This is a genomic window from Faecalicatena contorta, from assembly GCF_003149105.1.
Taxonomy (GTDB): domain Bacteria; phylum Bacillota; class Clostridia; order Lachnospirales; family Lachnospiraceae; genus Muricomes; species Muricomes contortus_C.
Map to the genome: position 1 here is coordinate 365489 of NZ_QGDS01000002.1, position 13248 is coordinate 378736.

A 13248-nucleotide genomic window follows, 5' to 3' on the forward strand; every position below is an offset into this window, starting at 1 on the left:
GAATGAATGTATTTAATAGTTTTATAAATAAATATAAAAAAATGCCTGCTGCGGCTAAGGCATCTCTCTGGTTTGTAATATGTGGTTTCGTCCAGAGAGGTATTTCAACCATTACGACCCCAATATTTACCAGGATATTGGATACTACAGATTATGGTATATATAGTGTTTTTAATTCATGGCTTGAAATCATTACCATCATTGCTACATTACGTTTCTGCTATGGTGTGTATGTGAAAGGATTAGTTAAATATTCTGAGGATCAAGATAGATTCTCATCAAGTTTGCTGGGATTAACCACGTGTTGGATTGGCTTGTTTTTTCTTATTTATTACCCATTTAGATCTTTTTGGAATGGAATTTTTGGGTTATCAACTGTGCTTATGATGTGCATGTTTGCTATTATGCTTTCAGTCAGTGCCTTTGATTTTTGGGCTACGAGAGAGAGAAATTTATTTAGATATAAAAATTTGGTTAAACTAACTTTGGCTGTAGCAATATTAAATCCTTCGATAGGTGTGGTTGCAGTCTTAATGATGAAAGGAAGCAAAGCAGATGCCAGAATAATATCTTTAGCAATTATTCAATTCGTAATATATATTTTCTTGTATGTTAAAATAATGATTAAAGGTAAGACTTTCTATAATAAAGAATACTGGAAGTACGCTTTAGTTTTTAATATACCACTTGTTCCTCATTTTTTGTCGCAGTTTATTTTAAATCATTCTGATCGACTTATGATCAATCAGATGGTTGGTGTTAGTGAAGCAGGTATTTATAGTTTGGCATATAGTATTGCAGCGATTTTAAGTATGCTGAACACATCAATTGAAAACAGTTTGAGACCATGGGTATTTCAAAAAATAAAGGCTGGAGAGAGTAATAAAATTCAAACGGTATCGATAGGAGCTTTAATTTTAGTTGCAATTAGTAATTTGATTTTAATTGCATTTGCTCCAGAGATTGTTAGAATATTTGCACCTGAAGCGTATCAAGGGGCGATAGATGTTATTCCTCCAATTACAATGGGAATTTTCTTCGCATTTATTTATAATATATTTGTAGATGTGGAAATGTACTATGCGAAAACAAGAGCAGTGATGATTGCATCGACCGCGGGAGCGTTCTTAAATTTAGTATTGAATTATATCTTTATTCAGAAATTTGGTTATCAAGCAGCTGCATATACTACTCTTATTTCATATATGTTTATCGCAATTCTTCATTATATTTTTATGAATAATGTTGTGAAAAAATATGCTAATAATGAAAAAATATATGAAGTAAAATACATAGTATTGATTTCATTTGTTTTTATTCTAATAGGATGCCTATTTGCTGTTTTGAAAAATCATCTGATTATTCGAATTGTAATGATTGGATTATTAGGATTATTGGTATATTATGATAAAAATAGAATTGTATCACTATATAAAACAGTTAAGAAATAAAGTTTGACATATTTATATATATTTTTTTAAGTAGTTGAGGTGTTAATAACTTCATTTTATCAGAAAATTGAAACAACCATCCCCAGAATGTAGGACTGACCTGCACTTTTACAGTAGCAATACAGGTGTTTTCGTTCATACGAATCATAGGAGTGTCTTCTCCAAATTTGTCATGAACAACACCAATAAGGGAATCATCAAATTGCAGCACAACATCTTCAGTTTTGCCACCATACATTTTAAAGACCTGTTCAGTGTAACTGGTAATATCTTCATGGTCAACAATAGCTTTCGGACAGACTGTAGTATCTTCGGTAGCAACTTGATCCATGCGGTCAATCCGGTAGGTGCAGGTTGCCTGGTGCTTTTCACTAAAACATAACAGGTAGTAGTTATCCTGTAAGAACAAAATAATCCTACGCTATTGACAAAATATCGCTTACACCAAAGATAGATGCAAGCGTTTTACTCTATTTTAGTTTTGACAGCTAGCTTTGGCAGCTTCGCTCCAGGGTGTAAGTTGCTCTAGCAACTCATCTGACATGCCTTCGTTTGGCCGTTGTGTCAATAGATACGTTAGATATTTATAGGTGTTCAAATCATTCGCTTTAGCCATTTCAACCATGGTGTATACCATAGCACTGGCGGTTGCTCCTTTGGGACTAGCACTGAATAGCCAGTTTTTCCTACCTACAGTAAATGGTCTGATGGCATTTTCACTAAGATTATTGGAAAAACTGCAGTGACCGTCTTCAAGATAGGTCATAAGTGTGTCTTTCCGATTTTGGGCATAGTTCACCGCTTTATCAAAGCGGGTGCCTTTGACTGGTTTCTGCTGATCCAACCAGTTCCAGAATGCTTCAAGAACAGCTTTTTCTTTCGTGAGGCGGAATTCCTTTCTTTGGTCAGCAGAATGATTTTTGGCTTTTGAGTACCGTTCGCATTCAAAAAGCTTGGAACAGAACTGAACCCCCTGTACTGCTGGTATGCTGTAATCATACTCCTTACCTTTTGGCACAGCAGCTATGAAATAACGCCTGGTGTGCGACCAGCATGAGCATCGTTTGATGCCAGGGAGATTGTTATATCCCTGATAACCATCAGTCTCCAGATATCCAGAAAAGCCACCCAGAAAGCTTTCTGCATTGTACTTGGCTCGTGTCTCTGTATAATGGTAGAGCACAATCGGTGGGAGGCCATCCTCTCCACTGCGAAACAGCCACATCCAGGAATCGGTTTCCGGATTACGTTTCGGTTCTTTTAATACTTGGACCCGTGTTTCATCTGCCATAAGATACTGCCTCCCCCGCAGCTGACGATGGAAGTAATCATAAACAGGACTGAAATAGTGTTCCGCACAATAAATAACCCAGTTAGCAAGTATCCCACGATTTAGGGCAACACCAAGCTGTGACCAATCCGGCTCTTGCCTTTTCAGCGGCATACCATTCTGATATTTCTGGTTCATAACCCAGGCAACTACAGATTCAGATGCATAGCTCCCAGGAATCAGTGCATCCGTAACAGGGGCTTTCACAAAGATCTGTTCATCAGGGTTTTCCTCTGATACAGCGCACTCTGGACATTTGTATGTTTCACGATAAATATTTACAACTTTACCCTTTGCAGGTATGAAACGGAATTCATGACGAACGAATTCTTTGCCTATACATTCTATCTGCGTACCACAGGAGGGACAGTTTCTTTCTTCCTCTGGTAAAGAAATGATTTCATCACAGGATGGTACATTTTTAAAGAGTTCTGCATGAGTACGTTTCGCTTTACGTTTATGGGCTGGAACAGTGATATCATCTGGCAGTTCAAGATTCCAGCTACTGTCAGCTTCCTGTTCAGCTTCGTCGAAAAGATTCAGCTGTCCATCGACTTCCTTACGTTTTTCGCTGGAAGTACCAAAGAGTTTCTTCGTAAGATATTCAATCTGCTGACGAAGATTTTCCTTCTCAAGGCGGTCTGCTTCTAAGGTCTTTTGCAAAGACTTGATCAGCTCTGTCTGTGTGGTAAGGGTTATATTCAGTTGACTGATCGTATCCTTATATTCGAGGATTTTTGAATCTTTTGAATTGCCAGCCATAGGTTTTCTGCTCCTTTTTCTATGCTTTTATTTTACCATAAAAAGCATAGAAAAAGAAGCACAAAATCCAGTATTTACAGGGGGTTCAGTCCTCTTTGGGGATGTGGGAAAGTATCCACTTTTCGATAAAAAGATGTGGACTTTTTCCACAGTTAATCCGTAGGCTTGAATGCTTTTGGCTGTTCAATTTCAAGACCCGACATGAGCCAGTCGAATTGCTGCCAGGTTAGCCGTCTTACCTCCAGCTGGTTTCTTGGCCAGCGGAATCTTCCCTGAACTTCCATCCTCTTATACAGAAGTACAAATCCGTCAGATTCCCAAAGAAGCGCTTTGACTCTATCACAGCGTTTGCCGCAGAAAAGATAAAGTGCGCTCCGTCTCGGATCCATATGCAACTGCTGTTCCACGATTGCGCACAGACCGTCAATAGATTTCCGCATATCCGTTCGTCCGGTTACTATAAAGATTTCATCGGCGGCTGTGATATCACCTAACATTCGAGCTCCTTCATTGCACGGAGTGTCTGAGACAAAAGAAGTGGATCTGTTCCGTTTGGAATAGACAGGATACATCTACCAACTGAAAGTTTCATGGCCGGCATATCCAGTACCGGCACACTGCTGTTAGATGCAGTATCAAGTGCAAGTTCAGATTGACTGCATATATCGGGATTTTTAAAATCAACTTTTACAACTTCCTGTTTTTCAGATGCGTCATAACTACGACCAGTCACGGATGGCAAATCGGCGCATCCTTTTTGGCGAAGTCTTTTTACCCAGTTGTAAAATGTCCCCGGCTTGATATTGTGTTGTACACACCACTGATGATCCGTGAGACCACTTTGGCGACATTCCATAATTAATCGGTATTGTTCCTGTGCAGGTGTTCTGGTACTTTTCATGAGCAATTCCTCCATAACATAATTAGAGTAAAATACTCGCATCTATCATTTCTATCAAAAGAAAATGAAGTGAAATGCTTGCATTCTCTAACAATAATTATGAACTGGATTTTGGGGCAAAACAATCCGTCGAATTATTTTGCGCTTACGTTATCCTCATTGTAAATCATAGCAATGGGGTGAATATTGAGTATTCCGGGATGAAATCCATCGTCTGTCCGGTTATTGGAAATCATGATTCCGGTCTTGGGAAAGCAATTAATTCTGCCCTGTAACAGTATCCTATTCGAGAAGCATTTTCAAGCCTGCTAACGCATCGCCTGCGGCGACAAGGGCTTGACAACTCTCCTCAAATAGGAAGATTGGAAATTATGCAGAATAAGGATGATTTCTGGCATCCAGATTACCGATTTTCATTTAAGCGGTTTGGTGATTTCTTTGTACAAGAATATTCAAATATTCTTGTACGGTGAAACCGCCGTTCCGGAAAATCGGGAACCGATAGTCCGGAACATGGGAACCACCTAATGCGAGTTTACTCGCGTAAGCTTTTATCTAAGCCATATATCTCACGCATTGATACATCTTTTGATACATCAATGCTTTGGATGTTAATCATATATGCGTCATGTACAATACGATCCAGGATTGCATCCACTACCAGGTACGTATTGTTACCAATCCGTTCTGCCCATTTGCGGAAACGGTCGCCGTTCCATTCCAGATATTTCTGATGGTCTTGCGGCATGTGTTGTAAGCGCTATATAAAATAGCGTATTGCTTTTTCTGATTTTTCATCCCTTTGAAAAAATTAGACATTACCATTATCCAAGCGACAGAATTGCTTCATTGTTTCTGACCATGGCATCAGTTCTTCTAAGATGCTATCGGGCTCATTTTTGTAGTCCAGCATCTTGTTCAGTACTGTTTCCAGGTAGAGACGGATGTTTAAGCCATTCGCTTTTACTGTTTCGGCAAGTGTATATACTACAGCACTTGCTCTGGCACCTTTTACAGTGTCATGAAAGTAGGAAGTTCTTTCTTCCCATAACATAAGATTTCACAGCTCGTTCAGCTGTGTTATTACTTATGGAGCATCTTCCATCCTGAAGATAGTTCCCCATAAAGGCACGTTGGTTTTTGGCATAATTAATTGCCTTGGCAAGCTTTGATCCGCCAAGGGCATTCGTCCCATTTATCCACTTTCAGAATGCACCCAGTACTAGTCGTTCCAGCTCAAGACGCTGTTTCTGGCGTTCTTCTGGTTGTAAATCTTTCAGAGTCTTTTCAATCTGAAAGAGCTGTTCGCAGTAAGCATACCCGATGTATGCCGGTGAGGATTTTGCATTTACCCCCTTTTTCTTAGGGATTGCTTCGAACATATATCTTCGAAGATGTGCCCAGCATCCGCATCGGATGATATCAGTCAATCGGTTGTACCCGCTGAATCCATCCGTATGAACGAAGCCATGGAAGTCAGCGAGGAACTTTGCTGCATGATAACCGCCTCTTGATGGCTGATACTCATAGATCAGAATTCGGTGTTCCTCAAAAGCGCCACTGGTGTACAGCCATATGTAAGACTTTGATTCTGGAGTCTTATCATCCTCATGAAGTACATGACATGTAGTCTCATCTGCATGAATTACAGACTGCTTAAGAAGATACTCGTGAAGTTTATCATAAACAGGTTCAAGATATTCCTCAGCACAGGTATTGAACCAGCTGGCCATAGTACCTCGGTTTAGCTTGACGCCAAGCTGTTCCCAGTCTTTTTCCTGACGATAGAATGGCTGGCAGTTGATGCACTTCTGATACATGATAAAAGCAACTGCAGAAGCAGATGCTCTGCTATGACTGATCAGAGGAACTGGAACCGGAGCTTTCTCGATTGTTGATTCACCGTCATCACGACATGTAGGACAGGCATAGCTGTGCTGTACATACTGAACACGCTCGACCTTCGCAGGTGTAATGCGGATCTCTTCACGAACCACCTTGGAACCGATATCCTCTATTGGAGTATTACAGTAAGGGCAGTTCAGCGCATCACCTTCCAGTTCAAGATCAATCATTCTGATTGGAACATACTTTGCTAGTTCTTCATGTGTGGCACGGGATTTCTTCTTCTGGTGAGAAGTTACGCTGATTGTTTCAGGTACCTGGACTGGTTCATCAATTCCAAGCTGATCGAACAGGCTGAGCTGTCCATCAATGTCTGGACCATTATAACGACGCCATGATATTCAAGAAGGATTGCGATAGAATCCGTTGGATTTTTAGGACTGACTACTTTTGTTTCAGACAATTCATTGTAGTGAACTGGTACAACTTCCTGCTTTTCTACAACTCTTGGAACTGATGCTGGTACAGCAGATGCCTTCATACGCAGCCTTTTGATGTTGTAATAAAAAGAGCTGGTAGATACGCCATTCTGATGACACCATGCATAATCAGATAAGCCGCTAACGCGGCATTGCTGAATGCAGTCCATCCAGTATTCATCTTTTTGAGCTTTTGTCATTGGCTAAATCCTCCAAAAAAATATTTGGAGTAATATGATTCAAAAGTTTGAAATAAATAGCAGTGAAATGCTACAACTTTTGTCGTTCAAGATTAGAACTTAGAGTAATGTACTCCAACTATCCTGATCTTACATCAAGGAAGATCAAATGACACTACGGTAGATTATGTAGCGCTTACTGTATATATGAGGAAGTTTGCATACTTTGTACAATTATCGTCAGAAAAACCAATATACTTAATTGCAGTTGATATGATATAATTATTTGTATTCAAGTCATGGGAGGAATAGAGAGTGCCAAAGATTATACTTTTTAATGATAAAAAAGATTGTTGCGGGTGCGGAGCCTGTTTTAATATATGCCCGAAAGGTGCAATCAGCATGAAACAAGATGATAGAGGTTTTCTCTATCCTGAAATCGATGATGATAAATGTGTTCAGTGTGGAATGTGTAATAAGGTATGTGCTTATAAAAATGGTGCAGAAAAAGTGGAAGATAAACAAGCCTGCTATGCATTTACAAATAATAATATTGATGAATTGAACCGTTCTTCATCAGGAGGTGCTTTTTCCGCAATTGTCGATGCAATTTATAGCATGGATGGAGATAATATTACTGTCTATGGTACAATTATAGATTCTGAAATGAACATCATGCATAAATCAGCATCTGAAAGAACTGATTGTAATGCTTTTTGTACAAGTAAATATGTTCAGTCCAATATGAATGATTGTTTTAAGCAAGTCGAAACGAATTTGAAAGATGGAAAAGCTGTTTTATACACGGGTACACCTTGTCAGATTGCAGCTGTTCGATCATATGTCTCTAAAAAGAATATTAATGATGAAAATCTCTTTTTGGTTGATATTATTTGCCATGGTACTCCAAGTCCAGGTTTATGGAAAAATTATGTTAGTTGGATGGAAAAGAAATTTGGCAAGATGAAAGAATTTTCTTTTAGATATAAAGCTGCCGGATGGAGAGGATATCCTGCAATGGCGAAATTTGAGAATGGTAAAGAACTTGTATATGATCAGTATACTCAGGTGTTTACCAATCTGTTCTTTACACATAAAGCACTTCGGGAGAGTTGTTATTCCTGTCAATATGCTAACATGAATCGACCAGGAGATTTGACAATAGGAGATTACTGGGGAGCAGAGACAATATTAAAAAATGAAATTGATGCTGGCACTTTTGTACAGAAAAAAGGAATAAGCGAAATTATTGTAAACAGTTCTAAGGGCAGTAAACTCATGAATAAGATTATGGAAGGAAAGAGTTGTGTATTGAGTGAAACAGATGCATATATTAAGTATCAGCATAATCTGAATGCACCAACTGAAAGACCTGAAGGAACAGATAGACTTTGGGATGAGTATAATACTAATGGCGCTGATTTCGTTATCAAGAAATATGGTAAGCCTAGATTGAAACAAAGAATAAAAATGATGATTCCGCCAAACGTTAAAGAAGGAATCAAGAAAATAATTAGAAAATAAAATCGGACAATTCTGTATAAGTAAGAAAAGTGTGGTGATTTGATGTTTGAAATTATTTTACAGAACATGCAAGAACCCTTTTCGTATTTGAAATATGCGTTGATAATATCATTATCTGTTACTGTGGTTGTTACAATGTTGAGGTTATGTTGGACATCGAAGTGGGATTGGAGATTTTCTTTGAAATGGATGGTTATTTTGACCTATTTGATTGTGCTGGTGCAGGTGGCGTTACTCTCAAGGGAACCAGGTAGCAGGACAACAACTGATCTTATACCATTCAGCACATTTGGAACAACCATTCAAAGCAGAGCATATGAAATAGAGAATATAATTATTTTCCTACCGATGGGAATACTCCTTCCAATTCTGTGCAAACCTTTACAGAAGTTTAGATGGATAGTTCCAGCAATGATGCTGATTAGTATTGGAATAGAGTAAGCGCTCAATAAAATAGCGGATACCAAAAATCTTGCAATTCCTATACAATGATTGTAAGAATTGCAAGCGTTTTACTCCATTTATATTTGCTAGATGCAAGCATTTTACTCTACATTGCACCAGAGCAAGCTGCAATAACGGCTTTATCCCAAGGTGTCAGTTTTGCCAATTCGGCATCTTTCATTTTTGTAGAGGGCAGATTATAGTGGCTTAGTTGTCAAAACAAAAATCTAAGATTTTTATAATGAACTGATATGGTTGACAAGTGACCAGGAGCAGAGGGAGGATAGTGGAACACTCCCCAGATCCATTTATGCATTAAGCCACATATGGCAAGAGCATTGCCGGGTAGTAGCATTCAGCTGGTGTTTGGTAATCAAGCGCAGAGTGACATCGTTCAAAGTTGTAAGTATGGATATATTGTACAATAGCAGCTCTGGCTTCTTTGATATTGTTATACTGTGTTAGATAAGCTTCTTCATATTTGAAGCTGCGGAACCAGCGTTCAATCATGATGTTATCAGCCCAGTGGCTTTTGCCATCCATACTTTGTCGGATTCCATTTTCTTTTACGAAATCAATATACTGCTGACTCGCAAACTGACAGCCTTGATCAGAATTGAGAATCTGTGGTTTAGCAACCTTGAATGCCTTTTTAAGGGCATTAATAACCATTCTGGTATACAAAGTGTATCATCGACCTCCCAGCCAACGATACAGCGGCTGTGCCAGTCGATTACAGCAGTCAGATATAGAAATCCGTGTCTGATCGGAATATATGTAATGTCAATAGACCAAGCCTGATTTGGAACGTCTATGACAGCATTACGAAGAAAATAAGGACATACCTTAGCTTGCTGCATCCGCTTAGATAGATTCATCTGTTAAAGCCGAATTCTTTTTACCAAAAGCTACCGACATTGCCTGTCCAGGAATTACCGTATATAATGACTATAATACTACAGAAAGAAAAAGAGCATCCCCTTTACGATATCATGTTGACCCATGATATCAGGAATGCTCCTCAACTATTAAACATGATTATTATAACGGATTATTCCCTTGAAAACAAGACTGATTCTGATTTTTTTATGTAAGGAGCAGAGAAAAGATTCCTTGTCCTTATTGCGAGGGTTCCACGAAAGCCATTGGCAGCCGTCCAAGGATGCTCTACCGGAAAGATGCTTCCGTAACAAAGTTGATAATCCGAAGGCTGCAATGCATGAACTGCGGGTGCATCCACCATGAGCTCCCGGACATCATCATTCCTTATAAACGGTATGACTCAGAAACGATAGCAGGCATTCTTACCCGGGATGCTGACAACCTGCAGGACTTTCCCGGTGAACTAAGTACAGCCCTGCGTCTGAAACTTTGGCTCTTCCTGCTCTGTGACTACATAGAAGGTACCTTGTATGCCTTAAAAGAACTGTATCATTTAAAAAGCCTCTTGCTGCTCCCGTTGTATCCTCTGGAGCGTCAGGCTGACGGCTGGCTGGCAGCTCTTGTCCGGAAACTTGTAAATTCCGGCCGATGGCCACAGACCCGTTCTGCGTAGAACCCATGTCCAGCCTTTGTTAGAATACTTCCAGGAAGTCGGTAAACGGCAAATACAAAGGAGGTATTCCATAATGGAAAAACAAAGAATCGAAGAAATCGCTGTCAATCGTCTGAAATTGATTGCACCATTAACCGATCCCGTATTAGATAAGGATAAGCGGCAGATGCTCAAAGAGAAAATATGTATCCAGTCCGGTCTGTCTGAGCGTACGATCCGCCGCTACCTGAATCTTTATGCGGAAAAAGGATTTGACGGCCTCAAGCCCCAGGTACCAGGCAGAGGAGGGAATTCATGTATCCCCCAAGAGGTCCTGCTGGAAGCGAGTGCACTGCGCCGCGAAGTCCCTAAGCGCAGCATCAATGAACTGATCCGGATACTTGAATGGGAAGGAAAAGTGGAACCTGGCACATTGAAACGCAGCACACTGCAGGATCAGCTGTCCTATCACGGGTATTCCAGCCGTCAGATGCAGACCTATGCTGCCACTGGTACATCTGCAAGACGATATCAGAAACCCTGGCGCAATTATCTTTGGCAGTCGGATATTAAATATGGTATTTATGTAGGTGGCCAGCCAACCTACATGGTCTGCTTTCTGGATGACTGCACACGCAATATCATGCATTCACAATTCTATTCTACCCTGGACCAGAAGATCGTACAGGACTGCTTTCGGAAAGCCCTGCTCAAACAGGGTGCTCCCGACAGTGTGTATTTTGACAATGGGGCACAATTCCGTACCCATTGGATGAAACGGGCCTGTGGAAAGCTGGGAATTCGCCTGCTCTATGCACGGCCATACAGCCCAGAGGGAAAAGGAAAACAGGAAAGATACAACCAAACGGTAGATTCTTTTCTTCGGGAAGCACAGCTTGCGAAGCCGAAAGACCTGGCTGCATTGAATCATCTGTACCGCGTATGGATGGAGGAGTGCTATCTTCATAAAGGGCATAGTGCACTGGAAGGGAAATCCCCCTACGAAGCATATCAGAGGGACTCCCATGAGCTGAGGATGCTTGCTCCGGAAACGGTTGCAGATGCATTTCTTTCCTGTGAGAAACCCAAGATTGATAAGTGTGGATGTATCAGCTTCTGTGGTCAAAAATATGAAGTGGAACTGGGGCTCTCCATGATCCACAAAGACGTAGATGTGGTTTATGACCCTGCGGATATCTCAAGGGTAAGTATCGAATGTGAAGGGTTTCCCTCCTGTACTGCAAAGCCTCTTATCATCGGGCACAATACTTCACCCAAGGTGAAACTCCCAGAACATCTGGAAAAGATGGAGCCACAAAGCTCACGGCTTTTGGACGCTGCCTCCAAAAAGAATGAGCTTCACCAGAGCACCCGGCATACTGCCATTTCTTTCACTGGAATAGATACAATGAAGAAAGAAGGTGGTCTGTGATGTTCGAGACTTTTTATGAAATGTCAGCCACACCATTTACCCGTGGAATCCCTAGTAGTGCTTTGTATATGCCGCCAGAACTGATGGAAGTATCAAATAGATTGTCTTATGTGGCAAAACGCCGGCTCTTTGCCGTAGTCACCGGTGATTGTGGGACAGGAAAGACTACGATTGTGCGCAGTTTCAAGGACTCTCTGGATAGAAACCGGTACAAGTTTCTATATCTGTCGGATTCCAAGCTGACACCAAGAAACTTTTACCGTCTTCTTTTAGAGCAGATGGGCTTTACCCCCAAGTACAATCGTGGGGATGCAAAACGTCAGCTTCACGAAGAAATCGAGATACTCAAAGCAGTACACGGCATTCAGCCGGTATGTGTATGTGATGAAGCGCACCTCATGAACAGAGAAATGCTGGAAGAGATCCGGTTTCTTTTAAATACGCACCTGGATTCCATAAGCCCTCTGGGCCTGATCCTTGTGGGGCAGACAGAGCTGTGGAACAAGCTTAAGCTGCAGTCCTATGCGGCAATCCGCCAGCGGATTGATGTCATCAGCATCTTGAACCACTATGACCGCTCACAGACCGGGGCATACATAAAGACGCAGCTGAACTTTGCTGGTACCCAAAATGACATTTTCACAGAAGCAGCCATAGATGAGATCCACCAGCATACTGCTGGAACCGCCCGGATGATTGATAAAGTCTGCACCAGCCTTCTTCTATATGCAAGCCAGTCCCGTCTGCGCCTGGTCGATGACCATGCAGCCAGGCTTGTGCTGGAATGCGAGTTCACATAGGAGGTGCTTATGAAATATCAGTGCGCTGATCCATGGGGGAAACAAATGCAGAAGTGGGGTGGAGAGATGAAGCTCCTATGCTCCAATGCTCAGGGCTATGAAGTGGAGATCACTGGACGGGGGACTTATCTTCATGCAATCATCGGGAAACACCGGTATGGAAATTATATCTGCATTCCAAATCATGATGTGGGCTGTGAGCTTTCCGACTATTCGGATGTATTTTGGAACCGGGAACGATTATCGAAACAGCTGAAAGAGGCAGATGCAATCACTGTAGCTTATGCTTTGTGCCATCTGAAGGAATTATAACTTTTCGTCCATCAGGAGTATGTATCCAACAATGTCCTGATGGACAGGAATGCAGGAGAAAGCTGGACGAAACCAACCGAATGTTTTTGGACAATTCAAGCCATCAGTAACACATGACGCAGTCTGGCACATACAAGCATGAGTGCGCTCTGACCATCAGGAAATGCACCGATAGCTTTCGTACGGCGCTTGATTTCACGGTTGAGACGTTCAATTATATAATGGTATCAGACATGGTTCTATAATCTCCTTGGG

17 protein-coding genes and 2 pseudogenes are annotated in these 13248 nt (G+C 41.0%); 8 read left to right on the forward strand and 11 right to left on the reverse strand.

Going from position 1 to position 13248, the window contains the following annotated elements; translation table 11 throughout:
• The first annotated feature begins 2 nt into the window (after positions 1–2).
• Positions 3–1451 (forward strand): lipopolysaccharide biosynthesis protein, encoded by a 1449-nt coding sequence (locus A8805_RS05040; protein ID WP_109709111.1) that lies wholly within the window; start codon positions 3–5, stop codon positions 1449–1451.
• Here A8805_RS05040 and A8805_RS05045 read toward each other — a convergent pair.
• From A8805_RS05045 to tnpA (A8805_RS05060), 4 genes are all read right to left on the reverse strand, one after another.
• Positions 1441–1860: a WYL domain-containing protein gene (locus A8805_RS05045; RefSeq protein ID WP_181392740.1), complete on the reverse strand. Its 420-nt coding sequence runs from the start codon at positions 1858–1860 to the stop codon at positions 1441–1443. The genes A8805_RS05040 and A8805_RS05045 overlap by 11 nt on opposite strands.
• A gap of 66 nt (positions 1861–1926) precedes the next feature.
• Complete coding sequence (gene tnpC / locus A8805_RS05050; RefSeq protein ID WP_109709113.1) at positions 1927–3543, reverse strand: IS66 family transposase; 1617 nt, start codon at positions 3541–3543, stop codon at positions 1927–1929.
• A 152-nt stretch (positions 3544–3695) separates the two neighbouring features.
• A complete protein-coding gene (gene tnpB / locus A8805_RS05055) occupies positions 3696–4040 on the reverse strand; it encodes an IS66 family insertion sequence element accessory protein TnpB (RefSeq protein ID WP_047775988.1) in 345 nt (114 codons plus the stop codon).
• Positions 4034–4444: an IS66 family insertion sequence element accessory protein TnpA gene (tnpA, locus tag A8805_RS05060; RefSeq protein WP_047775991.1), complete on the reverse strand. Its 411-nt coding sequence runs from the start codon at positions 4442–4444 to the stop codon at positions 4034–4036. Before tnpA (A8805_RS05060) ends, tnpB begins: the two co-directional genes overlap by 7 nt.
• A gap of 74 nt (positions 4445–4518) precedes the next feature.
• Here tnpA (A8805_RS05060) and A8805_RS05065 point away from each other — a divergent pair, with 74 nt between their 5' ends.
• Positions 4519–4719, forward strand: a complete 201-nt coding sequence (locus tag A8805_RS05065; protein ID WP_109709114.1) for a hypothetical protein — start codon at positions 4519–4521, stop codon at positions 4717–4719.
• Between the two features lie 260 nt (positions 4720–4979).
• Here A8805_RS05065 and A8805_RS05070 read toward each other — a convergent pair whose 3' ends face one another.
• The 4 genes and pseudogenes from A8805_RS05070 to tnpA (A8805_RS05090) form a co-directional block, all read right to left on the reverse strand.
• Positions 4980–5192, reverse strand: coding sequence for a hypothetical protein (locus A8805_RS05070; protein WP_109709115.1), 213 nt, complete (start codon positions 5190–5192; stop codon positions 4980–4982).
• Positions 5193–5255: 63 nt separating this feature from the next.
• On the reverse strand, positions 5256–5498 hold the full coding sequence (locus A8805_RS05075) for a transposase domain-containing protein (protein ID WP_109709116.1): 243 nt from the start codon (positions 5496–5498) through the stop codon (positions 5256–5258).
• Positions 5464–6690 (reverse strand): annotated as a pseudogene (tnpC, locus tag A8805_RS05085) (IS66 family transposase). The gene A8805_RS05075 and the pseudogene tnpC (A8805_RS05085) overlap by 35 nt, the downstream one beginning before the upstream one ends.
• Positions 6585–6968: an IS66 family insertion sequence element accessory protein TnpA gene (gene tnpA, locus A8805_RS05090; RefSeq protein ID WP_109709119.1), complete on the reverse strand. Its 384-nt coding sequence runs from the start codon at positions 6966–6968 to the stop codon at positions 6585–6587. The pseudogene tnpC (A8805_RS05085) and the gene tnpA (A8805_RS05090) overlap by 106 nt, the downstream one beginning before the upstream one ends.
• Before the next feature lie 294 nt (positions 6969–7262).
• On the opposite strand from tnpA (A8805_RS05090), the gene A8805_RS05095 reads away from it, so the two are divergent.
• Both A8805_RS05095 and A8805_RS05100 read left to right on the forward strand, forming a co-directional pair.
• Positions 7263–8471, forward strand: coding sequence for a Coenzyme F420 hydrogenase/dehydrogenase, beta subunit C-terminal domain (locus tag A8805_RS05095; protein ID WP_109709120.1), 1209 nt, complete (start codon positions 7263–7265; stop codon positions 8469–8471).
• Between the two features lie 42 nt (positions 8472–8513).
• Positions 8514–8912, forward strand: a complete 399-nt coding sequence (locus tag A8805_RS05100) for a VanZ family protein (RefSeq protein WP_109709121.1) — start codon at positions 8514–8516, stop codon at positions 8910–8912.
• A gap of 318 nt (positions 8913–9230) precedes the next feature.
• Here A8805_RS05100 and A8805_RS22470 read toward each other — a convergent pair whose 3' ends face one another.
• Together A8805_RS22470 and A8805_RS22920 are read right to left on the reverse strand one after the other, a co-directional pair.
• Positions 9231–9587, reverse strand: coding sequence for an integrase core domain-containing protein (locus A8805_RS22470; RefSeq protein WP_242992277.1), 357 nt, complete (start codon positions 9585–9587; stop codon positions 9231–9233).
• Positions 9482–9793 carry a DDE-type integrase/transposase/recombinase gene (locus A8805_RS22920; RefSeq protein WP_334294040.1) on the reverse strand — a complete coding sequence of 104 codons (312 nt, stop codon included), beginning with the start codon at positions 9791–9793 and terminating at the stop codon, positions 9482–9484. The genes A8805_RS22470 and A8805_RS22920 overlap by 106 nt, the downstream gene beginning before the upstream one ends.
• 230 nt (positions 9794–10023) lie before the next feature.
• Here A8805_RS22920 and A8805_RS05110 point away from each other — a divergent pair, with 230 nt between their 5' ends.
• The 4 genes from A8805_RS05110 (at position 10024) to A8805_RS05125 (ending at position 12993) form a co-directional block, all read left to right on the forward strand.
• Entirely contained in the window at positions 10024–10470 is a 447-nt protein-coding gene (locus A8805_RS05110; protein WP_278321222.1) for a DUF6431 domain-containing protein, read from the forward strand.
• 73 nt (positions 10471–10543) lie between these two features.
• Positions 10544–11881 carry a DDE-type integrase/transposase/recombinase gene (locus A8805_RS05115; protein WP_242992279.1) on the forward strand — a complete coding sequence of 446 codons (1338 nt, stop codon included), beginning with the start codon at positions 10544–10546 and terminating at the stop codon, positions 11879–11881.
• A complete protein-coding gene (locus tag A8805_RS05120; protein ID WP_109709123.1) occupies positions 11881–12681 on the forward strand; it encodes an ExeA family protein in 801 nt (266 codons plus the stop codon). The genes A8805_RS05115 and A8805_RS05120 overlap by 1 nt, the downstream gene beginning before the upstream one ends.
• 9 nt (positions 12682–12690) lie before the next feature.
• Positions 12691–12993, forward strand: a complete 303-nt coding sequence (locus A8805_RS05125; RefSeq protein WP_109709124.1) for a DUF6618 family protein — start codon at positions 12691–12693, stop codon at positions 12991–12993.
• A gap of 95 nt (positions 12994–13088) precedes the next feature.
• On the opposite strand, the pseudogene A8805_RS05130 reads toward A8805_RS05125, so the two are convergent.
• Positions 13089–13208 (reverse strand): annotated as a pseudogene (locus A8805_RS05130) (transposase); the annotation flags it as partial.
• Between the last annotated feature and the right edge of the window lie 40 nt (positions 13209–13248).